Below are 23,432 nucleotides of genomic sequence, written 5' to 3'. Positions count from 1 at the left end.
GGTCATCGGAGGAACGATGACGAATCAGCCCGACGTCCCCACCCCGGATCCCACCCCCACGATCACCGAGCCGCACCCGTGGCGGCGTTACGTCGCGATCGGCGACTCATTCACCGAAGGCATCGGCGACCCCGAGCCCGCCTCGCCCGGCGGAATTCGCGGCTGGGCCGACCGTGTCGCCGAAGTGCTCGCCGCCCAGGTCGACGACTTCGCGTACGCCAACCTCGCGGTGCGGGGAAAACTCATCGGCCAGATCGTCGCCGACCAGATCGAGCCGGCGATCGCGCTGCATCCCGACCTGATCACCTTCTCCGCCGGCGGCAACGACGTCATCCGCCCCGGCTCCGACCCCGACGCAGTGGCGGAGATGTTCGAAGACGCCGTGGTGCGGCTGGCGTCGACCGGCGCGACGCTCGTGGTCTTCACCGGCATCGACACCAACTTCACGCCGGTGTTCCGTGGCATCCGCGGTAAGGTCGCCATCTTCAACGAGAACATCCGCGCGATCGCCGCGGCCAACGACTGCATCGTGGCCGACCAGTGGGGACTGAAGACCGTGCAGGACATGCGGTTCTTCGACGACGACCGCCTGCACTACAACTCGCTCGGGCATCACGAGGTGGCCCGCATGGTGCTGCGGACCCTGCACGTGCCGAACGACCTGCAGCCCATGCAGCCCGATCCGCTCCCGGCCATCACGTGGCGCGCGGCCCGTGCCAACGATCTCGTATGGGCACGGGAACACCTCGTGCCGTGGGCGCTGCGCCGCCTGCGCCACCAGTCCTCCGGCGACCACGTCCGCCCCAAGCGGCCCGAGCCCCTTCCCGTCGTCGCGGCCGCTGCCGCTGCTGCTGCCGCCGCGGCCGGCGCCGACCCGGAAGCCGCTGCCGCAGCGGGAGCACGCGCCGCGGAGGCGGAGGCACAGGCCCGCGCCGCCGACGCCGGCAACGAGCGCATCGCCCCCGATGAAGAGGGCACCGGCGCCTCGTCGTCCTGACCGGAGAGGTCGGGGCGAGGACTCACCCGCCCCGGCCGTGCACCGGCCGGGCACTCGCCGGGGGTTCCCCGACCTCGTGGACGGCATGTCCGCCGCAGGCGATCTTCGTCACGCTCGCCCGCTCGATGCGCGACAGGGCGAACCACCGTATCGCGTCGCGCAGCCGGCACCACCCGACGAGGTACCACTGGCCGTTCGTGGCGGCGAACAGCACGGGTTCGACGTCGCGGGTGGTCGTGACCCCTTCCCTGGCTGTGTAGCGGATACGGAGCACTCGCTGCTCCGCCATCGCCTCCTCCAGTGCCGACCTGATCGTGCGGGGAGAGGACGCGATCGCGTTGACCCAGACGCGGCCGGCCAGCTCGTGGGCCCGTGCGCGGGTTCTGGGATCGAGGACGTCGAGGATCTTCTGCACCCCGGCCGCCGCCAGATCCGCGTAGGGGGCATCGGGTGCCGCGGACACGGCGGCCATGAGCGCCACGGCCTGCGCCGGGGACAGGCTGACCGGCGGCAGGGACGCACCGACCGCCAATCCGTAGCCGCCGCCCGGACCCGGGCGAGACCAGACCGGCACGCCGCTGTTGTCCAGCGCAGCGAGGTCTCTCTTGACCGTACGCACGGACACGCCGAATTCCCGCGCCAGCCGCTCGGCGGAGCATCCCCGTGATCCGCTGCGGCGCAGCGTCTCCGACAGGGCATGCAGTCGTTCTGCTCGCTTCATCGTGCCGCCGGAAGAAGATTCATGACACAGATAGTGACATACCGCTGCCCGGAGCGCCGTCGAAGATGGTCACATGACCAGCACGACGAACGATCCGACCATCATCCTCATCGCCGGCCACTGGCTGGGCGCCTGGGCGTGGGATGACGTCCTCGAGCACCTGAACACCGATCACCCCGATGCGGTCGCGATGACCCTGCCCGGTCTCGATGGGGACGATCACGACCGCGCCGCGAAGACGCTCGACGATCAGGCCGCGGCGGTCCTGGACCTCTTCACCCGACTCGGGGTGTCCGAGGATCGACCCGCGACCCTCGTCGCACACAGCGGGGCGAACGCGCCCGTCAGCCTCGTCCTCGATCGGCAGCCCGAGCTCGTTCATCGCGTGGTGTGGGTCGATTCCGGCCCTGTCGCGACGGGAAGCGCCTTCGCGCCCGACCTCCCCGAGTCGGTGTCGGAGCTCCCCCTGCCGCCTCTCGAGACCCTCGCGCAGCAGGCGAGCCTCGAAGGCCTGAGCGCAGAGGTCCTCGAACGTTTTCGGACCAGGGCCGTCCCCGAGCCCGGGCCGGTGCTGCGTCAGCCGGTCGAGCTCACGAACGACGACCGCCGAAAGGTGCCGACCACCCTGGTGTGCTGCTCGATCCCGAGCGCGCAGGTGCAGGAGCTGGCCCGCGCCGGCCATGCCATGTTCGCCGAGGTCGCAAACCTCGAGCATCTCGACGTCGTCGACCTCCCGACGGGGCATTGGCCCATGTGGAGCCGTCCTCGCGAGCTCGCCGAGGTCATCCGGTCAGCGGCTTCTCGAGCCGACTGAACCTCCGGCACGACTAGTGCCGCAGGGCCCACAGCGCGACGGCGGATGCCGCGGCGACGTTGAGGGAGTCCACTCCCCCGCCCATGGGGATCGTCACGACCGTGTCCGCTGCCGCCAGCGCGCGCCGGCTGAGGCCGTCTCCCTCGGCCCCCAGGAGCAGCGCGACGCGGTCCGGACGACGGGCGGCGAACTCGTCCAACGGCACGGCATCCGCCGACAGCGCAAGGGCGGCCAGGTGCAGGCCTGCCTCGTGCAGGAGCGGACCGGCCTCGTCCCATTCCGGCAGGCGCGTCCACGGCACCTGGAAGACGGTGCCCATGCTCACCCGCACGCTGCGGCGGTAGAGCGGATCCGCGCACCGGGGCGTCACGAGCACCGCGTCGGCGCCCAGCGCCGCGACGCTGCGGAAAGCGGCCCCGACGTTGGTGTGATCGACGATGTCCTCCAGGATCACGACCAGGCGCGCGCCGGCCACGACGTCGGCGACGGGGCGCAGGGGCGGGCGTTGCATCGCAGCCAGGACGCCGCGGTGCACCGCGTACCCCGTGACCCCTTCGGCGACCTCCTCGGGCACGACGTACACCGGCACTGTGTCGTCCTCGACGCCCGCGAGCAGCGCCCGTGCGTCGTCCAGCCATTTCTCCTGCACGAGGAGCGAGCGCGGCCGGTGGCCCGCCGCGAGGGCACGCGCGAGCACCTTGGCGGACTCGGCGATGTACAGCCCCTCGGCCGGTTCCCGCACGCGCCGCAGCGCCACGTCCGTCAGGTCGCGGTAGTCGCCCAGCCGCGGGTCGGCGGCGTCCCCGATTTCGACGATGCGCATGCCCTCCACTCTGCCAGCAGCACGACAGGGCCACCGTCCCGCGCGCCTACACTCGAACAGGGAGGTGGGCCCGTGCCGGCAGTGTTCACACCGGATGCCGCGACAGCGGACGCGCTGGAGCGCGCGATCGAACTGCTGAACGGCCGCCGGCTCGCGATCCTCACGGGCGCCGGGGTCTCCACCGATTCGGGCATCCCCGACTACCGCGGCGAGGGCGCACCCGTGCGCACCCCGATGACCGCGCAGCAGTTCCTCGCCGGGGAGGACGCGCGCCGCCGGTACTGGGTGGGCAGCCACCTCGGATGGCGCGCCTTCTCGGCGGCCCAGCCCAACGCCGGGCACCGCGCGATCGCCGACCTCGAGCGGGCCGGCGTGGCCACCGGCGTCGTGACGCAGAACGTCGACGGCCTGCACCTGCGAGCGGGCAGCCGACGGGTCGTGGAGCTGCACGGCACGATGCGGCGCGTGTTCTGCACGCACTGCGGCCAGGTGTTCGACCGGCGCGATCTGGCCGCACGGGTGGAAGCCGACAATCCGTGGCTGAGCGTCGACGAGGACCTGCCGCTCGGACCGGACGGCGACGTGAGCCCCGACCGCGTGGAGGGGTTCCGCATCCCGGCCTGCACGGTGTGCGGCGGCGTGCTCAAGCCCGACGTGGTGTTCTTCGGCGAGTTCGTGCCCACCGAGAAGTTCCGCGAGGCGGAGCAGCTCGTCCACGCCAGTCAGGCGCTCGTGGTCGCCGGTTCCTCCCTCGTGGTCAACTCCGGCATCCGGCTGGTCGAACGGGCCCGACGCCGCCGCATCCCCGTCGTGATCATCAACCGCGGGGTCACGCGCGCCGACGCCCGCGCGAGCATCAAGTTCGACGCGGGCACGAGCGAGGTCCTCTCCGCCCTCCGCGATGCGCTCACAGGGAGGTCGGAGGCGCACGCCGGATAGTCTCGTGCGGTGACGCTCCTGACCCTCATCCGACACGGCGAGACCGACTGGAATCGCAACGGCCTCATCCAGGGCTCCACCGACATCCCTCTCAACGACACCGGCCGCGCCCAGGCCCGCGAGGCGGGGATGCTGCTGGCCGAGCGTCGCGAGGACGACACGCCCATCGTGGTGATCTCCAGCGACCTCTCGCGCGCCGCCGAGACCGCCGACATCATCGCCGACGTGCTCGGCGTGCCCGCGCCGCACCGCTACCCGGGCCTGCGCGAGCGCTCGTACGGCGAGGCCGAGGGCGTGGATGCCGCGGAGTTCCGCGAGCGGTGGGGCCAGTGGAGTTCGGCGCAGGTGCCGGGCGCCGAGCCGTGGCCCGACGTGCGGGACCGGGCGCTGCGCGCCATCCGCACCGCGGTCGACGACGCGCGACGCGCGACCGCCCCCCGCGCGCCCGAGGTCGTCGCGGTGGCCCACGGCGCCCTCATCCGGCAGGTCATCCGCCACGCCACCGGCGACGAGCTTCCCGCGGAGGGGGAGCGGCTGCCCAACGGGTCGGCGCATTCGTTCCTCGTCGAGCGCGAGCGCATCCGGCTGCTGTCCTACGTCGGCGCAGCGGTCTGACCTCGGCCTCCGCGCCGGTCGGACCTCTCCTCCCCCACGACTGGCGGGAACGACTTATCCCCAGACGTTCATCTCAGCATCGGCGGTGTCGGAGGTAGGTGCGACACTCGCGGTATGCAATTCCTCGAGAGAATCGCAGATCCAGACGAAGACGCGCGACTCGCCGCGATCGTCGATGAGCTGCGCGACGCCGAGGAGGAGATCGCCGTCATCGAGGCGGTGAAAGTGGCACAGCTGGCCGGGGCGATGCGCATCGCGCTGCGCCGGATGGAAGGGAAGCACCCGACCCAGCGCGCACGCGAAATGGAGCTGCGCTCCATCGCCGCCGAGATCGGCGCGGCCGTCCGGTGGAGCGACCGCGTCGCGCAAGCCCGCATGAGTGACGCACTGGATCTCGTCGAACGCTTCCCCGCCACCATCGACGCCCTCGCGACCGGCCGGATCACCGCGCGTCATGCCGCGGTCATCCAGGATGCCGGCTGCGTCCTGACCGACGACACCGACCGGGCCGCGTTCGAGCAGGTCGTGCTGGAATGGGCCGCTGCCGAGACGGTCGCGCGCACGCGCGACTACGCGCGCGGACTGGCCGAGCACCTCCACCCCGAGTCCATCACCACCCGATTCGAACGCGCCGAGAAGGCCCGCACCGTCACCCTCTCCGAACTGCACGACGGGCTGGCCAAGCTGGAGATCATCGGGCCCACCGCCCTTCTCCACGGCATCCACGACCGCCTCACCCAGCAGGCCCGCGCGATCCGTGTCGCCGCCACACATCCCGGCGAGGAACCGCGAGTCGCCGACGCGGAGCCGGTCGTGGTCGACACCGAACCGGTCGTCGTCGACACGCGCACCCTCGATCAGATCCGCGCCGACCTCGTGTGCGACATGCTCCTGACCGGCCAGCCCACCATCGACCACACCACCGATATCCTCCCCGGCGGTCTCGGCGCGATCCGCGCCAGCGTGCAGGTCACCGTCCCCGCCCTCACCGCCGCCGGCATCTTCGACCGCGGCGCGAGCATCGACGGCACGTCACCCATCGACGCCGACACTGCCCGCCGGCTCATGGCCACCGCCCCCGGGTGGGACCGAATCCTCACCCATCCCGTCACCGGCATGGTGCTCACCGTCGACCGCTACCGCCCGGGCGCCATCCTCGAACGCTTCCTCGCTGCCCGCGACATACACTGCCGGTTCCCCGGCTGCCGCCAGCCCGCCCACCGCTGCGATCACGACCACAATCTCGACTGGGCCCTCGGCGGACGCACAACCGCCGGCAATCTCGCCTGTCTGTGCAAACGACATCACACCCTCAAGACCGAAACCGAGTGGACGGCCGCGCAGGAACCCGACGGCACCATCCGCTGGACCTCGCCCCTCCACCGCCGCTACACCGACAAAGCGCCCCCGCGTGTGGCCTTCGTTCCCGACGCCGACCCACCCCCGTTCTAGGCCGTATCGCTCCGCGTCACGCGCTCCGGCTGCCCGCCGGACGCTCCATCGTCATCAATGACGCGTGGGGATGCGTCACTCGACGTCACCGCTCTCAGCCAGCTGATCTCGCAACACTTTTCGCGCGCGAGACAGTCGAGCGCGAACCGCGGTGGCCGGCTTGCCGAGGACGGTCGAGACTTCTTCTTGAGTGAACCCGTCCCAGTAGACGAGCCGCACGATCTCCTGATCGATCTCGGGAAGGCAAGCGATGAGAGACCGGACGTGCTCGCCCAGCTCGTGGCCGCCTGCGACCGGGGTCTGCTGGGTCATATCGTCTGCCGCGAGCGTCGCCCGCAACCTGTCGCTCAACGCGGATCGTCGGCTGCGTCCGCGACGATATCGGGACAGCACCTTGCGGGCGATGCCGAACAGCCACGCACGAAGCAGATCAGGCTCGACTCTGCTCGTTCGGCTGGATTGCCAGGCTGCGAGGAACGTATCGCTCACCAGATCGGCCGCGTCCTCGGCGGGAACATCACGCTTGATGAAAAACCCGAGCAAGCCGCTCGCCTCGCGACGGAACGCATCAGCCAGATCTCCGTTCACCGGCGCGGGAGTAGACCGCGTCACTGCGACGGTCAATGCAGTTGTCCCGTGCAGTCGGCCTGGAGCTCGGCCGCGCCAGCTCGGCCCGCGGCCAGTCCGAGCTCGTTCTCAACGTCGAGCACGATGAAGTAGAGCATCGACTCGGTGAGTGCGCTACGGCCCGACTGAGGTTCCCAGCCTCCGTCATTCTCGTCGCCGGGAAGCCATCCGACCGAGTCGGGCAGGTCGGCGGACGTGCCCTCCTTCTCCCCGGCGAGGACGAGAGCGTAGTTGTAGATCCGCTGACCGATCCCGTCGGCGGCGAACTCGTGTGCCGTGTAGTACTCGGTGACTTCCGCCAGTCGCGGCGAGAAGAGGGAGCTCGCAATGTGAGCGGTGCAGGACACCGTCACACCCGTGTCGGTCGTGTACTCGACCGCGATGGGAACATCCAGCCGTGTCATCTGATCCGCCACGACCGCACCTGCCGTCAGCGCGCTCACCGCAACGACCGCTCCCGGAACAAACCACATAAGGCGGCGATTCCGACGTCTCGTTCGTGACCGCCCCCCAGCGTTCCGCGACTCCAGGACGAGCGCGTCAAGCGCCGCCTCTGTCGCGACCGAGGAAACGAACGCCGGGCTGCTGCCCGACAAGACCTCATCAACACTGCGCTTGCTCACGGCTACCCAATCCATCTGGCGACCGCGGAATCCCCGCTGTCACAGAAGAAATGCCCGGCAGTCCACGAAGTGTGACACGACGACCGAGAACCGCTTCCTCCAGAGCGTTCGCGACGTTCCGCGGAACTGCATCCAGGGCGTCACGCGCTCCGGGCGAGGATGCGGCGGGCGTGCACGAGCACGGGCTCGTCGATCATGCGCCCCTCGTAGCGGAACACGCCGCCCTGACCTTCCGCGGCCCGCAGCACACCCGCCGCCCACTCGGCCATCGCAGGATCGGGCCGGTAGGCGGCGCGGATCACCTCCGCCTGGGACGGGTGGATGCAGGCGGTGGCGGTGAAACCGGAGGCGGCCGCATCCTCGGCTTCAGCCCGGAGGCCGTCGGTGTCGGCGATGTCCAGATGCACCGCGTCGATCGCGGCCTTCCCCCGGGCGCGGGCGGCCAGCAGCACGCGAGAGCGGGCGTGACGGGCGATGTCGCGGTACTGCCCGCGTGCGTCGCGGCTGGACGTGCCGCCGAGGCTTGCGACGAGGTCTTCCGCGCCCCACATGAGGGCGACGACCCGATCGGATGCGGCGAGCTTGTCGGCCACAGCGACCCCGCGCGCCGTCTCGCACAGCGCGATGACGGAGAACCGCGCGTCGATCGCCCGCACCGACTTCGCCGATTCGGCCTTGGCGACCATGATCGTGCGGAAATCCGTCTGCGACAGGCTCGCCATGTCGGCCACGAATGCCGCCGTCCCCGGCGCCGAGACGCGCACGATGGTGCGGCCCGGGTCGAGCTCCGCCTCGATGACATGCCCGCGGGCGGCGGTCTTGTCCTCGGCTCCCACGGCGTCCTCGAGGTCGAGGATCACGGCGTCGGCGCGCTCGGCGGCCTTCGCGAACCGTTCAGGGCGGTCGGCGGGGCAGAACAGGAGGGCGGGCCCGAGGGCGAACTCGGTCACGGCCGGCCCTCTGCATCCTCGCGCCACAGCAGCACGGCGCGCGTGGCGCGCGCGACGACGGTGTCGTCCTGCGACCGCCCGGTGTGCCGCATCGTCACGATGCCCTGGCCCGGGCGCGACGCCGATGCGCGCGTGGCGAGGATCTCGGTGTCGGTGTAAAGGGTGTCGTCGGGAAACAGCGGCGCGGGGAAGGCGATGTCCTCCAGCCCCAGCTGGGCCACGAGCGTCCCCTGCGTCAGCTGCGCCACCGAGGCGCCGACCATCGTCGCGAGGGTCCACATGGAGTTCACCAGCGGACGTCCGAACGGCTGCGTGGCGGCGTAGGCGGCGTCCACGTGCAGGGCCTGCGGGTTGGCGGTGAGGGCGGAGAAGAGGATGTTGTCGGCCTGCGTCACCGTGCGCCCCGGGCGGTGGAGATATCGCGCTCCGACCTCGAACTCCTCGAACCAGAGGCCGCGCTGCACGATTCCGCTCACGTCCTCACGCTACCCGGTGAGCCCCAGCGCCCGGGAGATGACCAGGAGCTGCACCTCCGTCGTGCCCTCGCCGATCTCGAGGATCTTCGAGTCGCGGTAGTGACGGGCCACGGGGTATTCGTTCATGAAGCCGTTGCCCCCGAACACCTGGGTCGCGTCACGGGCGTTGTCCATGGCCGCCTCGCCGCTGACGAGCTTGGCGATCGCCGCCTCCTCCTTGAACGGCTCCCCCGCGTCACGCAGGCGCGCGGCGTGCAGCCACGCCAAACGGGCGGCGTGCACCCGCGCGCGCATGCGGGCCAGGAGGAACTGGATGCTCTGCCGCGACGACAGCCGCTCGCCGAACACCGTGCGGCTCTTGGCGTAGTCGACGGCGGCTTCGAGGCATCCCTCCGCCGCCCCCGTGGCCAGCGCGGCGATCGCGATTCGCCCCTCGTCGAGGATGTGGAGGAAGTTGGCGTAGCCGCGGCCGCGCGCACCCAGGAGGTTCGCCTCGGGTACGCGCGCGCCGTCGAAGGCCAGCGGATGCGTGTCGGAGGCGTGCCATCCGACCTTGTCGTAGCCCGGTCCGACGACGAACCCGGGGGTTCCGTGCGGCACGATGATCGCGGAGATCTCGGGACCTCCCGAGGCGGTGCGGCCGGTGACCGCGGTGACGGTGACGAACCGGGTGATCGCCGTGCCGGAGTTGGTGATGAACTGCTTGGCCCCGTCGATGACCCAGTTCCCGTCCTCCAGCCGTGCGGTGGTGCGGGTGGCACCGGCATCGCTGCCGGCCTCGGGCTCGGTGAGGCCGAAACCGGCCAGTGCACGCCCGGCGAGCAGATCAGGCAGCAGGTCGCTGCGCTGCGCGTCGGTGCCGAAGCGGAACACCGGCATCGCGCCCAGGCTGACACCGGCTTCGAGGGTGATCGCGATGGACTGGTCCACGCGACCGAGCGCCTCGATCGCCAGGCACAGGGCGGTGTAGTCGCCGCCCTGCCCGCCGACGTCCTCGGGGAAAGGAAGGCCGAACAGCCCCAGCTCCCCCATCTGCGCGACGATGTCCAGGGGCAGGGTGGCATCGCGGTCCGCCTCGTACGAACGCGGCGCGACGACCTCGTCGGCGAACGCGCGCACCATCCCGGCCAGTTCGCGCTCCTCGGCACTGAGGCCGTGGGTCAGGGTGTCAGTGTGCATGGGAGGCCTCCTGAGCCTGGGGGTCGGAAGGGTCGTCGGCGGGCGTCTCGACGTCGGCGACGCGCTCCCCGCGCGCCACGGATGCCCCGATCGGGACGCGCAGTCGCGCCACCCCGTCGCGGGGGGCGGACAGGGCGTGCTCCATCTTCATCGCCTCGATCGTGAGCACTTTGTCGCCCGCTCGCACGCGATCGCCGTCGGCGACGTGGAGGGCGACCACGGTGCCGGGAAGCGGCGCCGTCAGGGCGGGGGCGACGTGGGCGGGATCGGCGGCCGCGCGGCGGCGGAGGGTCGCGTCCCGTCGCGACAGCGGCGCGACGGGTACGGTGGCGCCGCCCGCGTGCACCCACACGGTGCCGTGGGCGTCGCGGACTGTGACGGCGTCGGCGGCCGCGGCCTCGTCGGCGCTCACCTCGGCGACGCCGGCGGGGGTGTCGAACAGCGCGGCGACGGGCCGGCGCACGCCCCCGGCGCGCCAGCCGTCGCGCGCCTCCCACAACTCCCCCGCCGCGGGGCGCAGAACGTCGCGCGCGGCCGCCAGCACGGCGGGCGCGGGCGCCGCCGGCCGCGTCGGCGGCAGGCGATCCAGGAGCCCCGTGTCCAGGTCGCCGCGGATCACCCGCTCGTCGGCGAGGACGGTACGCAGGTACGCGATGTTCGTCTCCACGCCCAGCAGGACCGTGTCGGCGAGGGCGGCGTCCAGGCGTGCCACGGCGGTCGCGCGGTCGGGAGCCGTGGCGATCACCTTCGCCACGAGAGGGTCGTAGTCCACGCCGACGACGCTGCCCGTCTCGATCGCGGAGTCGGTGCGGGCCGCCGGTGCGGGGCGCCAGTCCAGCACCGTGCCGGTGGCGGGAAGGAATCCGCGCTCGGGGCTCTCGGCGTACACGCGCGCCTCGATGGACCATCCGGTCAGGCGGACGTCGTCCTGGGTCAGGCCGAGCGGATGCCCCTGCGCGACGCGCACCTGCTGCTCCACGAGGTCGAGGCCGGTGACAGACTCGGTGACGGGGTGCTCCACCTGCAGGCGCGTGTTCATCTCCAGGAAGAAGAACTCCTCCGGGTTCTCCCCCGAGACGAGGAATTCCACCGTGCCGGCGCCGACGTAGTCCACGCTCGCCGCCGCCGCACAGGCCGCCTCGCCCAGGCGCGCGCGCAGGGCCGGCTCGACGATGGGCGAGGGAGCCTCCTCGATGACCTTCTGGTGACGACGCTGCAGCGTGCACTCGCGCTCGCCGAGGTGCACGACGGCGCCGGCGGCATCGGCGAACACCTGCACCTCGATGTGCCGCGGCTCGGCGACGAAGCGCTCGATCAGCAGCGTGTCGTCGCCGAACGCGGCCGCCGCCACGCGTCGCGCCGTCGCCAGCGCCGCCGGCAGGTCTGCCGCATCCCGGACGACCTCCATGCCCTTCCCGCCGCCGCCGGCCGAGGGCTTCACGATCAGCGGGTAGCCGACCTCCGCCGCGCGATCGGCGACCTCAGCGTCGCTCATGCCTTCGGCGCCGAAACCGGGAACGATCGGCACGCCGGAGGCGGCGACGTGATCGCGCGCGCGGATCTTGTCGCCCATGATCTCGATCGCGCGCTCCCCCGGTCCGATGAAGACGACGCCGGCCTCCCGGCACGCGCGCGCGAACGCGGCGTTCTCGGAGAGGAACCCGTACCCGGGGTGGATCGCATCCGCCCCGGTCGCCCGGGCGGCGGTGAGGACGGCGTCGATATCGAGGTACGACTCGCGCGCGGGGGGTGGCCCGATCCGTACCGCGACATCGGCCTCGCGCACGTGCGGCTCCCCCGCGTCGGCGTCGCTGTACACCGCCACCGAGCGGATGCCGAGGCGGCGCAGGGTCCGGATGACCCGGCGGGCGATCTCCCCGCGGTTGGCCACGAGCACCGTGCCGAACCGTTCGATGGGCGCGGCGGAGGGAGGGGGCGTGGAGTCCATGGGGGTCACATCCGGAAGAGGCCGAAGCGGGGTTCGGGAAGGGGCGCGCGGGAGACGACGTCCAGGGCCAGGCCCACCACCGTGCGCGTGTCGGCGGGGTCGAGGATGCCGTCGTCCCACAGGCGAGCGGTGGCGTAGTACGGGTCGCCCTGCGCGTCGTAGCGCTCCTGGATCGGGGCGCGGAAGGCCTCCTCATCGTCGGCGGGCCACTCCTGACCGCGCGCGTCCAGCTGATCCCGCTTGACGGTGGCCAGCACGGCCGCGGCCTGCGCTCCGCCCATCACCGAGATGCGGCTGGCCGGCCACGTCCACAGGAATCGCGGGTCGTAGGCGCGCCCGCACATGGCGTAGTTGCCGGCCCCGAACGATCCGCCGATCACGACGGTGAGCTTCGGCACGCGCGTCGTCGCCACGGCGGTGACCATCTTGGCGCCGTCCTTCGCGATGCCCCCGGCCTCGGCATCCCGGCCGACCATGAAACCGGAGATGTTCTGCAGGAACAGCAGCGGGATGCCGCGCTGATCGCACAGTTCGATGAAGTGGGCCGCCTTCAGCGCCGACTCGCTGAACAGCACGCCGTTGTTGGCGATGATCCCGACGGGGTGGCCGTGGATGCGGGCGAAGGCGGTGACGACGGTCGTGCCGTACTCGCGCTTGAACTCGTGCACGGACCCGGCGTCCACGAGGCGGTCCAGCACCGCGTGCACGTCGTACGGGCGACCGACCTCGACCGGGACGACGTCGTAAAGGGTCGCGGGATCCTCCGCCGGTGCCACGGATGCGGTCACCTCCCACGCGCGGCGGGCCGGCGGCGGGAGGGTCGCGACGATGTCGCGCACGATCTCGAGGGCATGATCGTCATCGTCGGCCAGGTGGTCCACGACGCCCGACCGGCGCGCGTGCACCTCCCCGCCGCCGAGCTCCTCGGCCGTGACCGTCTCGCCGATCGCGGCTTTCACCAGCGGCGGCCCGCCGAGGAAGATCGTGCCCTGACCGCGCACGATCACGGTCTCATCGCTCATGGCCGGGACGTACGCACCACCGGCCGTGCACGAGCCCATCACGGCTGCGATCTGCGGCACCCCCGCCGCCGACAGGCGCGCCTGGTTGCGGAAGATGCGGCCGAAGTGGTCGCGGTCGGGGAAGACCTCGTCCTGCATCGGCAGGTAGGCCCCGCCGGAGTCGACGAGGTAGATGCACGGCAGCCGGTTGTCGAAGGCGATCTCCTGCGCCCGCAGGTGCTTCTTCACCGTGAGCGGGAAGTACGCGCCGCCCTTGACGGTCGCATCGTTGGCGACCACCAGAACGAACCTCCCGTGGACGAGTCCGATCCCGGCCACCACGCCCGCGCCCGGGGCGTCGCCGCCGTACATCCCCTCGGCGGCCAGCGGTGCCACCTCCAGGAACGCGCTCCCCTCGTCCAGCAGCCGGTCGATGCGGTCACGCGCGAGCAGCTTTCCGCGGGCGACGTGGCGCTCGCGCGCGGTCTCGGGCCCCCCGAGAGCGGCCTCGGCCAGGCGTCGACGGAGCTGATCGGCCAGATCGGACTGGGTGGATGCGGTCGCCGTCTGCGTCATCGCAGCAGCATCGCACGGCCGGGCGCGCGCAGCACTCCCGCGACGTCCATGAGGAACCCGGCCGCCTCCGCGCCGTCGGCGAGGCGGTGGTCGAACGACAGGCTGAGGGTCACGACGTCCCGCAGCGCCACCGCACCCTCGTGCTCCCACGGCTGCCGCCGCACCGCGCCTACCGCGAGAATGCCCGCCTCCCCCGGGTTGAGGATGGGCACGCCCCCGTCGACGCCGAAGACACCCACATTGGTGATCGTGAAGGTGCCGCCGCTCAGCTGCGCGGGGGTGAGGGCGCCGGCCCGGGCCGTCGTGACGACCTCCGCGAGGGCGTCGGCGAGCCCGACGAGACTGAGCCCGTCGGCATCGGGCACGTTCGGCACGACGAGCCCGCGGTCGGTGGCCACCGCGACCCCGAGGTTGACGTACGAGGGCTGCACGATCTCGCCGGCGGCTTCGTCCCAGCGCGACCCCAGCACGGGCGTACGCCCGAGCGCCAGGCACACCGCCTTGGCCACGACGGCGAGGATCCCGATGCGGTGCCCCTGCAGTGCGCGGTCGCGCGCGAGCTCCTCGAGAAGTCGCTGCGTCTCGGTGACGTCGATCGTGACGAAGGTCGCCGCGTGCGGGGCCGTGAAGGCGCTGCGGACCATCGCGGCCGCGGTGTGCTTGCGCACCCCCCGGATCGGGATGCGGGTGACCCGCGGATCGCCGGCCGGTGCCGGACGGACCGCTGCCTCGACATCGGCGCGGGTGATCGGCCGCTCGCCCACCTCGAGGCTCTCCAGGTCGACCCCCAGCGTCTTGGCCAGGCGCCGCACCGGCGGGCTGGAGCGCGGGCGTTCGCGCTCGCCCTCGCGGCGCGGCGGCATCGACGGCGGGGATTCGACGGGCGCGCCTCGCCGGGCACGTCGCCGTGGACGGCCGGCGCGGTCCAGCGCGCCGTATCCCACGAGTGTCGCCTGCCGGGCAGCCGGCGGTTCGGGCTCGGGCTCGGCCTGCGGGGCGGGCGGGGTCGGCGGCGCAGCATCCGCACCGGCGAGGGTGAACGTCACCAGTGGTGCGCCCACCTCGATCGTGTCGCCGGCGGCGGCGTGCAGGCGCTGCACGGCACCGGCGAACGGCGACGGCAGCTCGACGACGGCCTTGGCGGTCTCGACTTCGGCGAGGGCCTGGTTCAGTGCGACGGCTTCGCCCTCGGCGACGAGCCACTGCACCAGTTCGGCGTCGGTGAGACCCTCACCGAGGTCGGGCAGGCGGAATTCCTGGATCATTGCGACGCTCCTGCCATGGTGTGCGGACGGTCCATGACACGGTCGACCGCGGCGAGGATGCGGTCGAGGTCGGGGAGGTGGTGGCCTTCGAGCTTGGCGGGCGGGTAGGGGATGTCGTGCCCGGTCACCCGCTGGGGCGCCGCCTCGAGGTACTCGAAGCAGCGCTCGGCGATGCTGGCCACGATCTCTGCCCCGACGCCCGCTTCGCGCGCCGCCTCATGAGTCACGACGGCGCGGCCGGTCTTGCGCACCGACGCGGTGACGGTGCGGTAGTCCACGGGCGAGATCGAGCGCAGATCGACCACCTCGATCGAGACCCCCTCTTCCTCCGCCGCCACGGCGGCGTCCAGGGCGACCGGCACCTGCGCGCCGTAGGTGACGAGGGTCACGTCCGTGCCCTCGCGGACCACGCGGGCCAGGCCCATCGGCGGCTCGTCGGCCAGATCGAGGTCGGTGTCCACCTCGCCCTTGGAGTGGTAGAGGCGCTTGGGCTCGAAGAACACCACGGGGTCGTCGCTGGCGATCGCCTGCCGCAGCAGGACGTAGGCCTCGCGCGGATCGGATGCCGCGATGACCCGCAGCCCGGCGGTGTGCACGAAGTAGGCCTCGGGCGATTCGGAGTGATGCTCGGCTGCACCGATGCCCCCGCCCCACGGGATGCGGATGGTCAGCGGCATCCGCACCGCCCCGCCCGTGCGGTAGTGGAGCTTGGCGACCTGGCACACGATCTGGTCGAAGGCCGGGTAGACGAACCCGTCGAACTGGATCTCGACCACCGGTCGGTACCCCCGGTAGGCCAGGCCCACGGCGGTGCCCATGATGCCCGACTCCGCCAGCGGCGTGTCGATCACGCGAGCGGCGCCGAACTGATCGAGCAGCCCGTCGGTGACCCGGAAGACACCGCCCAGCTTTCCGATGTCCTCGCCCAGGAGCACCACGCGGGCGTCGTCGGTCATGGCGGCGCGCAGGCCCGCGTTGACGGCGCGGGCGAGGGTCAGAGTGCTCATGCGCTCTCCTCCGTCTCGGCGAAGCCGGCGAGGTACGCGGCGTAGTCGCGCCGCTCCTCCGCGAGGCCCGAATGCGGCTCGGCGTACACGTCGTCGAGCACCTCGACACCGGGGCGGGTCTGTGCCCCGATGCACGCGGCGCGGACGGCGGCGGCCAGCGTGTCGGCGGCGGCGGCCACCTCGGCCACGGCGTCGTCGTCCAGCAGACCCTGCGTGCGCAGGTAGGTCTCGAACCGGGTGATCGGGTCGCGGCGCTCCCAGCGCTCCACCTCGGCGGCGTCGCGGTACCGCGTGGGGTCGTCGGCGGTGGTGTGCGGGCCCATCCGGTACGTCACCGCCTCCAGGAACGTGGGTCCCTCGCCGCGGCGCGCACGCTCGCGCGCCCACCGCATCGCGGCGTAGCAGGCCAGCACGTCGTTGCCGTCGACCCGCAGGCTGGGGATGCCGAATCCCGGAGCGCGCGCGGCCAGCGGAACGCGGGACTGCACGTCGACGGGCTCGGAGATCGCCCACTGGTTGTTCGAGCACACGAACACCACGGGAGCCTGGTACGACGCGGAGAACACCAGCGCCTCGTTGACGTCGCCCTGGCTGGTCGCGCCGTCGCCGAAGTACGCCACCGCGATCTCGTCGGCGCCATCGCGCTGGATGCCCATCGCGTACCCGGTCGCGTGCAGCGCGTGGGCGCCGATGATCACCTGCATGGGCGCCATCCGCAGCCGCCGGGTGTCGTAGGCGGTGTGGCTCTCGCCGCGCCAGGCCAGGACGAACTCCTCGGGACGCGCGCCGCGGGCCAGCACGACGCCGGTCTCGCGGTAGCTGGGGAAGATCATGTCGACCGCGGCCAGTGCGTGCGTCGTGCCGATCTGCACGGCCTCCTGACCGCGGCACGGCGGCCACAGGCCCAGCTGGCCCTGCCGCTGCAGCGCGAAGCCCTCCGCATCCACGCGGCGGGTCAGGACCATGTCCCGGTACAGCGCGCGCAGCAGGGCGGGATCGGGCGAGCCCAGCCACGGATCCAGCGTGGCGTCGGGGACGCGCTCGCCGTCGGGGGTGAGCACGCGCGCGGCGTCGTCCACGCTCAGCGCGAGATCGGGGACAGGAGCAGGGGTGAGCATCATCGTCTTCCCTCCAGGTGGGCCCTGCCGCCTTCGTGGGGCTGCAGAGCGTCCGGTGGCGGCAGCGTCGCCGACACCGCGACCATACGTCCGGGGCGCACCTAGCTCAAGCATCTTCCACGCGGTTGAGCACGATGCTTCATCCAGGGCGGGACAGCCTGCTAGGGTTGCGCACCATGTCACGCTTGGATGCTGTCGACCTCGACCTCCTGCGCGCGCTCGCCGACGACCCGCGCGCCACGGTCGTGGCGCTGGCCGAGCGCCTCGGGCTCTCCCGGAACACCGTGCAGGCGCGCATGACCCGGCTCGAGCGCGCCGAGGTCGTGCTGTCGTTCGAGCGGTCGCTGTCGCCGGCGGCCCTGGGATTCCCCATCGAGGCGTTCATCCACATCACGGTGCGTCAGGCCGCGCTCCCCCGCATCGTCGGCGACCTCGAACGCATCCCCGAAGTGCTGCAGGCCCACGGCATGAGCGGTCAGATCGATCTGGTCGCACGGGTGGCCTGCCGCGACACGCGACACCTCTTCGACGTCGACGCCCGCATCCTCGCCGTGGAGGGGGTCGAACGCACCGAGACCTCACTCGTGATGGGCGAGGTCATCCCCTACCGCGTCGTGCCCCTCATGGAGCTGGCACGGCCCGAGCGATAGCGACCTCCCCCTTCGGCACGGCTGCGCGGTCGGCACGCACGAGGACCACGCCGGCCAGGATGAGGACGCCGCCCACGCCCTGCACGGGGGCGGGCGCCTCGCCCAGCAGCAGCCAGCCGAACAGCATCGCGAAGAGAACTTCGGTCAGTCCCACGAAGGACGCCAGGCGCGCCCCGATCCGCGGGACGGCCAGGACGCCGAGGCCGTACCCGAGCGCGGTGGCCACGAGCACGACCCACGCGACGGAGACGAACCACGGCACGGCGGCACCGAGGAGGTCGGTGCTCGCCGCCGGCGCGACGAAGGGCAGCACACCGCTGGCGCACAGGACCGCCATGAGTGCGGCACCCACCGCCAATCCGCCGGCCGCGAGGACCAGCGGCGGCATCGTGTCGCTCGTGCGCTCGGCGATGACGAAGTACGCCGCCATGCACACCGCGGCCCCGAGTGCGAGCGCGACCCCCCACGGGTCGAAGGCCGCGCCGGTGACATCGACCACCAGCCCCAGGCCCACGATCGCCAGGGCGGTGCCGGCGAGGACGACCGCAGAGGGACGACGACGCGTGCGCATCCAGACCCACGCCACGAGCATCACCGGCGCGGTGTACTGCACCAGGAGAGCGATGGCCACCGGCATGCGCTGCATGGCGGAGAAATAGAACAGCTGACATCCCGCGACACCGGTGAGACCGAACCCCACCATCAGAAGACCGTGACGGCGCAGGATGCCGGGGTCGCGGGCGATCGCGCGGATGAGCCACGGCGACAGCAGCAGCGCCGCTCCGCCCATCCGGAGCAGGAGCGCAGCACCGACCGACCAGCCCGCCTCCAGGAGCGGCTTCATGACCGGCCCGCTGGAGGCGAACGAGACCGCCGAGGCCAGGCCGATGACCACACCGAGGGTGCGCGCCCGCGCGAGGTCCGCTGTTCCGGGGATGGAGGTCATGACGACACCTGTCAGGAGTGAAAGTATGTACGCTAGTGACACGCCACCCTACGCCGTCACACCGTCAGGAGTCAACGTGGTATTCATCCATGACACCCGCGTCGCGCTCGCCGCCGCCGTGGATCTCGTCAACACGCTTCCGGAGGCCTCGTCGGAGGGATCGGACGCGTTCACGACGCCGGCGGACCTGGAGGCGTTCCTCACCGGCAACTCCTACACGGGACGCATGGACCGGAACGCCGAGGAGCTCGCGGCCCTCCGCAGCATCCGCCCGCGCCTGTACGAGCTGTGGACCGTGGGACGGGACGCGGCCGTGCCGCTGGTCAACCGCATGCTCGCCGACGGCCGGGCCCTCCCCCAGCTCGTGACGCACGAGGGATTCCCCGAGTGGCACATCCACGCCACCGACGACGATGCGCCGATCGCCACCCGCATCCTCGTGGAGACGGCCATGGCGTTCGTCGACGTCATCCGCGCCGACGAGTACGACCGCATCCGGGTGTGCGGGGCCGACGACTGCGCGTCGGTGTACGTGGACTACTCCCGCAACGGATCCAAGCGCTACTGCGACACCGGCAACTGCGGCAACCGCATGAACGTCAACGCGTACCGGCGCCGGAAGGCGAGAGAAAGCGCGTGACCGCGCCGGCCGCGGCCGCCGGCGTCTCGTAGTGGATGAGGTGTCCCACATCGGCGATCTCCACGAGCTCCGCGCGGGGGAAGACCGTCGCCAGGCGCCGCTCTGCCTCGATCGGAGTGATGTCGTCGCGGACGGCGGCGACCAGGAGCACCGGCTGCGTGATGCGGGCGGCGTAGCCGCTGACGTCGTGCGAGACGGATGCCACGAACGCGTCGTGCAGCACGTCACGGTCGGAGAACCGTGAGAAGTACGCGTCATGCTGCTCGTGGACGAAGCGGCGCAGCCCCGGCTCCTTGGTCTTGACCATCGCCAGGCTCATGACGCGCACGATCACGCGGTTGCGCAGGAGCGCTTCGCCGACGCGGCGGGGCAGGTGCGCGCCGGCCCAGTAGTAGAACACCGCCAGGCGCGTGAGGATCCCGCGCGGGCCCTCCAGCGCGGGGGCGCCGATGGGGTTCACGAGCACGAGGGCGGGCGTCTCGAGCCCCTCCGCCACGGCCGCCGCCGACACGATCGAGCCGAACGAATGGCCCAGCACGACCGCCCCCGGCGCCACGGCGGCTGCGAACGCCGTGAGCCATTCGGTGTACAGCGTCAGGTCGTGCGCGCGGCCGGGGACGGGGGCGGTCTCACCGAATCCCGGGAGGTCGGGCGAGATGACCCGCACACCGGGAAGGTGGGCGATGACGGGTTCGAGTCCGTGGTGATCGCCGCGGAAGCCGTGCACGGCGACCACGGTGGTCGCCGCATCCGCCTCGCCGTAGACCCAGTACGCCGTCGTGCCGCCCAGCACCTCGGTCTCGCGCCGCTCGACGGCGACGCGGGAGAGCAGGTCGGCATACGGGTTGGGCATGCTTCGAGTCTAGAAGGGTGCGCCTCCGGTCCGATGTCGGATGCCGCGCATACCGTGTCGGGTATGCACCGCGCGGCACGCCCCGATCAGCTCCCGCTGTTCCAGGCGCCCGAGTGGACGCGCGTCATCGGCGTCTTCGACCTGGAGACGACCGGCGTCGACGTCACGCGCGATCGGATCGTCACGGCCCACGTGGGCGTGCTCGACGCCGACGGAGCCGTGCTCACGGCACGCGACTGGCTCGCCGACCCCGGCGTGCCGATCCCCGACGGCGCCGCCGCCATCCACGGCATCTCCACCGAGCACGCCCGCGCGCACGGGCGGGATGCGGCCACCGTCGTCGCCGAGGTGGTCGACGCGCTCGCGGGCATCTTCGCGGCGGGGATCCCGGTCGTGGCGTACAACGCGCCCTACGACTTCTCGCTGCTCAAGCACGAGGCCCTCCGCCACGGCGTCGCACCCCTGGAGTCGCCCTCCCCCGTCATCGACCCGCTCGTGGTCGACAAGCGCTGCGACCGCTACCGCCGCGGCAAGCGCACGCTCTCGGTGGTGGCGCAGCACTACGCCGTGCGGCTGGACGGCGCGCACGAGGCATCCGCCGACGCCGTCGCCGCCGGACGCGTGGCCCTCGCCCTCGCCGACCGGTATGCGGCGTGGCTGCCACCGACCCTCGACGAACTGCACACGCGGCAGATCGGGTGGGCGCGGTCGCAGGCGGAGAGCCTCACGGAGTACTTCGTGCAGATCGGGCGGCTCGACCCCGACGACTCCGTCGACGGTCGCTGGCCCATCCGCTGAGCGGCGCCTCGGGAACGCCGAAGGCCCCGCCGGAGCGGGGCCTTCGGGAAGAACGGAACGGTTCAGCGACCGCCGAAGTTCTTGAAGCGCTGGTTGAACTTCTCGACGCGACCGGCGGAGTCCATGATGCGCTGCTTGCCCGTGTAGAACGGGTGCGAGGCGGACGAGATCTCCACGTCGATGACGGGGTACTCGGTGCCGTCGAGCTCGATGGTCTTGTCGCTGGTCACGGTCGAACGGGTGAGAAAGGTCTCACCCGAGCCGAGGTCGCGGAAAACGACGGCGCGGTACTCGGGGTGGATGTCAGTCTTCATGCGTGATCCTCGTTGTGGACGAGGCCCCTCGGCGGGGCCGGGAAAAGTCTGCGGTGCACAGGGCACCAAGGGTCGATTCTATCAGTACCGGCTCGCCGCCGGGAACACGTCAGGATGCGGCGCGCGCGGCGTAGCGACCGCCGTCCTCCGTGAGGACGATGGGCACGCCGAAGGTCGCGGTGAGGTTCTCCGCGGTGAGCGTCTGCGGAACGGGTCCGGCGGCCATCGCGGCGCCGTCGCGCAGCAGCAGCACATGCGTGAACCCGACCGGGATCTCCTCCACGTGGTGGGTGACCATCACCATCGCCGGCGTCGTGGGCGCCTGCGCGTACCCGGACAGGAGCGTGAGCAGCTCTTCCCGCGCGCCGAGATCGAGGCTCGCGGTGGGCTCGTCCAGCAGCAGGAGCTCGGGGTCGGTCATGACCGCCCGCGCGATCTGAACGCGCTTCTGCTCGCCGTCCGAGAGGGTGCCGAACGTGCGGTCGGCGAGGTGGTCGAGGCTCCACTCCGACAGCACGCGCAGCGCGCGGCGCTCGTCGATGTCCTCGTACGCCTCGCGCCACCGGCCGGTGACCGAATACGCCGCCGTCAGCACGACGTTGAGCACGGTCTCCTCCGGCGGCAGCCGCCGCGCCATCGCCGAGGAGGCGAAGCCGATGCGCGGACGCAGCTCGAACACGTCGGTGCGCCCCATCCGCTCGCCGAGGATCGTCACCGAGCCCGATGTCGGATGCAGCAGCGTGTCGGCCAGCTGGAGCACCGTCGTCTTCCCCGCGCCGTTGGGGCCGAGGATGACCCACCGTTCGTCGTCGGCGACGGTCCAGTCCAGGTGCGCGACGATGTCGCGGGCGTTCCGGCGGACGACGACGTCGGAGAACTCCAGGACTTCAGGCATGCTCCCCAGCCTATCGGCCGGCGCCGGTCAGTCCCGCGTACAGCGCGGCCGTCTGCGCGGCGATCCGGTCCCACCCGAACTCCTCCACGGCGCGGCTCCGACCGGCCTCCCCGTATACGGCGGCGCGCCCCGGATCGGTGACGACCTCGGTGAGCACGCGGGCGAGATCGTCGACGAAGCGCTCCGGATCCACCGGGGTGCCCGTGCCGTCCTGCACCTGCTCGATCGGCACGAGGCGTCCGGTCACGCCGTCCGCGACGACCTCGGGGATGCCGCCGGTGGCGGTGCCGACCACCGCGGCGCCGCACGCCATCGCCTCAAGGTTGACGATCCCCAGCGGCTCGTACACGGACGGGCACACGAACGTCGTCGCGGCGCTGAGGATCGCGGACAGCTCGTGCCGCGGCAGCAGCCGGTCGATCCACACGACGCCTTCGCGCGTGGCCTGGAGCCCGCGCACGAGCTCCTTCACCTCGGCGAGGATCTCGGGGGTGTCCGGAGCGCCGGCGCACAGCACCAGCTGCACCTCCGGGGGCAGCTGTTCGGCGGCGCGCAGGAGGTAGGGCAGCCCCTTCTGCCGCGTGATGCGGCCGACGAAGACCACCGAGGGCCGCGCCGGGTCGATCCCCGCCTCCGCGAGGAACGCGGGGTCCTCGACCGGATGCCACGCGTGCGTGTCGATGCCGTTGTAGATGACGTGCACCTTGGCCGGGTCGAGGTCCGGGTAGCTGCGGAGGATGTCCGCGCGCATCCCCTCGCTGACGGCGACGATCGCCGCAGCGCCCTCGTACGCGGTCTTCTCGATGTAGCTCGACACGGCGTAGCCGCCGCCGAGCTGTTCGGCCTTCCACGGGCGCAGCGGTTCGAGGCTGTGGGCGGTCACGACGTGCGGGATCCCGTGCAGGAGCGACGCCAGGTGCCCGGCGAAGTTGGCGTACCACGTGTGGCTGTGCACGACGTCGGCACCCGCGACATCGGGGACGATCTCCAGATCGGTGCCGAGGGTCTGCAGCGCACCGTTCGCCGCCGCCAGTTCTCCGGGCACGGAATAGGCCGTCGTGCCCTCCTCCTCGCGCGGCGCGCCGAACGCGCGCACCCGCACGTCGATCGTGCGACGCAGCGCTCGCACGAGCTCGGTGACGTGCACACCGGCGCCGCCGTAGATCTCCGGGGGGTACTCCTTGGTCACGATGTCCACGCGCATG

25 protein-coding genes are annotated in these 23,432 nt (G+C 71.8%); 8 read left to right on the top strand and 17 right to left on the bottom strand.

Features of this window, described 5'->3' with window-relative positions; translation table 11 throughout:
• Window positions 1-16 precede the first annotated feature (16 nt).
• Window positions 17-997, top strand: a complete 981-nt coding sequence (locus E4K62_RS08040) for an SGNH/GDSL hydrolase family protein (RefSeq protein ID WP_135065929.1) — start codon at window positions 17-19, stop codon at window positions 995-997.
• A 22-nt stretch (window positions 998-1,019) separates the two neighbouring features.
• Here E4K62_RS08040 and E4K62_RS08035 read toward each other — a convergent pair whose 3' ends face one another.
• Window positions 1,020-1,718 carry a helix-turn-helix transcriptional regulator gene (locus E4K62_RS08035; RefSeq protein ID WP_135065926.1) on the bottom strand — a complete coding sequence of 233 codons (699 nt, stop codon included), beginning with the start codon at window positions 1,716-1,718 and terminating at the stop codon, window positions 1,020-1,022.
• 73 nt (window positions 1,719-1,791) lie between these two features.
• Between E4K62_RS08035 and E4K62_RS08030 the strand changes: the two genes are divergently transcribed.
• Window positions 1,792-2,532 carry an alpha/beta fold hydrolase gene (locus E4K62_RS08030; protein WP_135065923.1) on the top strand — a complete coding sequence of 247 codons (741 nt, stop codon included), beginning with the start codon at window positions 1,792-1,794 and terminating at the stop codon, window positions 2,530-2,532.
• Between the two features lie 13 nt (window positions 2,533-2,545).
• On the opposite strand, the gene E4K62_RS08025 is transcribed toward E4K62_RS08030, so the two are convergent.
• Window positions 2,546-3,355 carry a TrmH family RNA methyltransferase gene (locus E4K62_RS08025; protein WP_135065920.1) on the bottom strand — a complete coding sequence of 270 codons (810 nt, stop codon included), beginning with the start codon at window positions 3,353-3,355 and terminating at the stop codon, window positions 2,546-2,548.
• A gap of 72 nt (window positions 3,356-3,427) precedes the next feature.
• Here E4K62_RS08025 and E4K62_RS08020 point away from each other — a divergent pair, with 72 nt between their 5' ends.
• From E4K62_RS08020 to E4K62_RS08010, 3 genes are all read left to right on the top strand, one after another.
• Entirely contained in the window at window positions 3,428-4,294 is an 867-nt protein-coding gene (locus E4K62_RS08020; protein ID WP_240742867.1) for a Sir2 family NAD-dependent protein deacetylase, read from the top strand.
• Between the two features lie 9 nt (window positions 4,295-4,303).
• Complete coding sequence (locus E4K62_RS08015; RefSeq protein WP_135065917.1) at window positions 4,304-4,909, top strand: histidine phosphatase family protein; 606 nt, start codon at window positions 4,304-4,306, stop codon at window positions 4,907-4,909.
• Between the two features lie 114 nt (window positions 4,910-5,023).
• Window positions 5,024-6,361 carry an HNH endonuclease signature motif containing protein gene (locus E4K62_RS08010; protein ID WP_135065914.1) on the top strand — a complete coding sequence of 446 codons (1,338 nt, stop codon included), beginning with the start codon at window positions 5,024-5,026 and terminating at the stop codon, window positions 6,359-6,361.
• Between the two features lie 75 nt (window positions 6,362-6,436).
• Here E4K62_RS08010 and E4K62_RS08005 read toward each other — a convergent pair whose 3' ends face one another.
• The 10 genes from E4K62_RS08005 to pdhA form a co-directional block, all read right to left on the bottom strand.
• Window positions 6,437-6,949 carry an RNA polymerase sigma factor gene (locus E4K62_RS08005; RefSeq protein ID WP_167747757.1) on the bottom strand — a complete coding sequence of 171 codons (513 nt, stop codon included), beginning with the start codon at window positions 6,947-6,949 and terminating at the stop codon, window positions 6,437-6,439.
• A gap of 32 nt (window positions 6,950-6,981) precedes the next feature.
• Window positions 6,982-7,431 (bottom strand): hypothetical protein, encoded by a 450-nt coding sequence (locus E4K62_RS08000; protein ID WP_135065908.1) that lies wholly within the window; start codon window positions 7,429-7,431, stop codon window positions 6,982-6,984.
• A gap of 320 nt (window positions 7,432-7,751) precedes the next feature.
• Window positions 7,752-8,561 (bottom strand): HpcH/HpaI aldolase/citrate lyase family protein, encoded by an 810-nt coding sequence (locus tag E4K62_RS07995; protein WP_135065905.1) that lies wholly within the window; start codon window positions 8,559-8,561, stop codon window positions 7,752-7,754.
• Window positions 8,558-9,037 (bottom strand): MaoC family dehydratase, encoded by a 480-nt coding sequence (locus E4K62_RS07990; RefSeq protein WP_135065902.1) that lies wholly within the window; start codon window positions 9,035-9,037, stop codon window positions 8,558-8,560. Before E4K62_RS07990 ends, E4K62_RS07995 begins: the two co-directional genes overlap by 4 nt.
• Before the next feature lie 9 nt (window positions 9,038-9,046).
• Window positions 9,047-10,216: an acyl-CoA dehydrogenase family protein gene (locus E4K62_RS07985; RefSeq protein WP_135065899.1), complete on the bottom strand. Its 1,170-nt coding sequence runs from the start codon at window positions 10,214-10,216 to the stop codon at window positions 9,047-9,049.
• Window positions 10,206-12,164: an acetyl/propionyl/methylcrotonyl-CoA carboxylase subunit alpha gene (locus E4K62_RS07980; protein ID WP_135065896.1), complete on the bottom strand. Its 1,959-nt coding sequence runs from the start codon at window positions 12,162-12,164 to the stop codon at window positions 10,206-10,208. Before E4K62_RS07980 ends, E4K62_RS07985 begins: the two co-directional genes overlap by 11 nt.
• A 5-nt stretch (window positions 12,165-12,169) precedes the next feature.
• Window positions 12,170-13,741, bottom strand: coding sequence for a carboxyl transferase domain-containing protein (locus E4K62_RS07975; RefSeq protein WP_135065893.1), 1,572 nt, complete (start codon window positions 13,739-13,741; stop codon window positions 12,170-12,172).
• Window positions 13,738-15,006 (bottom strand): dihydrolipoamide acetyltransferase family protein, encoded by a 1,269-nt coding sequence (locus E4K62_RS07970; protein WP_135065890.1) that lies wholly within the window; start codon window positions 15,004-15,006, stop codon window positions 13,738-13,740. The genes E4K62_RS07975 and E4K62_RS07970 overlap by 4 nt, the downstream gene beginning before the upstream one ends.
• Window positions 15,003-16,013, bottom strand: a complete 1,011-nt coding sequence (locus tag E4K62_RS07965) for an alpha-ketoacid dehydrogenase subunit beta (protein WP_135065887.1) — start codon at window positions 16,011-16,013, stop codon at window positions 15,003-15,005. The genes E4K62_RS07970 and E4K62_RS07965 overlap by 4 nt, the downstream gene beginning before the upstream one ends.
• Window positions 16,010-17,131 carry a pyruvate dehydrogenase (acetyl-transferring) E1 component subunit alpha gene (gene pdhA, locus E4K62_RS07960; protein WP_135071116.1) on the bottom strand — a complete coding sequence of 374 codons (1,122 nt, stop codon included), beginning with the start codon at window positions 17,129-17,131 and terminating at the stop codon, window positions 16,010-16,012. Before pdhA ends, E4K62_RS07965 begins: the two co-directional genes overlap by 4 nt.
• A gap of 176 nt (window positions 17,132-17,307) precedes the next feature.
• Between pdhA and E4K62_RS07955 the strand changes: the two genes are divergently transcribed.
• Window positions 17,308-17,781 (top strand): Lrp/AsnC family transcriptional regulator, encoded by a 474-nt coding sequence (locus tag E4K62_RS07955; RefSeq protein ID WP_135065884.1) that lies wholly within the window; start codon window positions 17,308-17,310, stop codon window positions 17,779-17,781.
• Here the strand turns inward: E4K62_RS07955 and E4K62_RS07950 are convergent.
• Window positions 17,753-18,727, bottom strand: coding sequence for an EamA family transporter (locus E4K62_RS07950; RefSeq protein ID WP_135065881.1), 975 nt, complete (start codon window positions 18,725-18,727; stop codon window positions 17,753-17,755). The genes E4K62_RS07955 and E4K62_RS07950 overlap by 29 nt on opposite strands.
• Window positions 18,728-18,803: 76 nt before the next feature.
• On the opposite strand from E4K62_RS07950, the gene E4K62_RS07945 reads away from it, so the two are divergent.
• On the top strand, window positions 18,804-19,367 hold the full coding sequence (locus E4K62_RS07945; RefSeq protein ID WP_187270369.1) for a CGNR zinc finger domain-containing protein: 564 nt from the start codon (window positions 18,804-18,806) through the stop codon (window positions 19,365-19,367).
• Here the strand turns inward: E4K62_RS07945 and E4K62_RS07940 are convergent.
• The gene (locus E4K62_RS07940) at window positions 19,327-20,220 is read right to left on the bottom strand and encodes an alpha/beta fold hydrolase (RefSeq protein ID WP_135065875.1); all 894 of its coding nucleotides are present in this window, start codon (window positions 20,218-20,220) and stop codon (window positions 19,327-19,329) included. The two genes, E4K62_RS07945 and E4K62_RS07940, sit on opposite strands and share 41 nt — an antisense overlap.
• A 63-nt stretch (window positions 20,221-20,283) precedes the next feature.
• Here E4K62_RS07940 and E4K62_RS07935 point away from each other — a divergent pair, with 63 nt between their 5' ends.
• Window positions 20,284-21,018: a 3'-5' exonuclease gene (locus E4K62_RS07935; protein WP_240742866.1), complete on the top strand. Its 735-nt coding sequence runs from the start codon at window positions 20,284-20,286 to the stop codon at window positions 21,016-21,018.
• 62 nt (window positions 21,019-21,080) lie between these two features.
• Here E4K62_RS07935 and E4K62_RS07930 read toward each other — a convergent pair whose 3' ends face one another.
• The 3 genes from E4K62_RS07930 to glgA all read right to left on the bottom strand — a co-directional run bounded on the left by E4K62_RS07930 (window position 21,081) and on the right by glgA (window position 23,431).
• The gene (locus tag E4K62_RS07930) at window positions 21,081-21,332 is read right to left on the bottom strand and encodes a type B 50S ribosomal protein L31 (protein WP_135065871.1); all 252 of its coding nucleotides are present in this window, start codon (window positions 21,330-21,332) and stop codon (window positions 21,081-21,083) included.
• A gap of 109 nt (window positions 21,333-21,441) precedes the next feature.
• Window positions 21,442-22,227, bottom strand: coding sequence for an ABC transporter ATP-binding protein (locus E4K62_RS07925; protein WP_135065868.1), 786 nt, complete (start codon window positions 22,225-22,227; stop codon window positions 21,442-21,444).
• Between the two features lie 10 nt (window positions 22,228-22,237).
• Window positions 22,238-23,431, bottom strand: coding sequence for a glycogen synthase (glgA, locus tag E4K62_RS07920; RefSeq protein WP_135065865.1), 1,194 nt, complete (start codon window positions 23,429-23,431; stop codon window positions 22,238-22,240).
• Between the last annotated feature and the right edge of the window lies 1 nt (window position 23,432).

It is taken from the genome of Microbacterium wangchenii (assembly GCF_004564355.1).
GTDB classification, from domain to species: Bacteria; Actinomycetota; Actinomycetes; order Actinomycetales; family Microbacteriaceae; genus Microbacterium; species Microbacterium wangchenii.
Note: the sequence above shows the minus strand (reverse complement) of the source record. Positions and strands in the feature narration are given on the sequence as shown.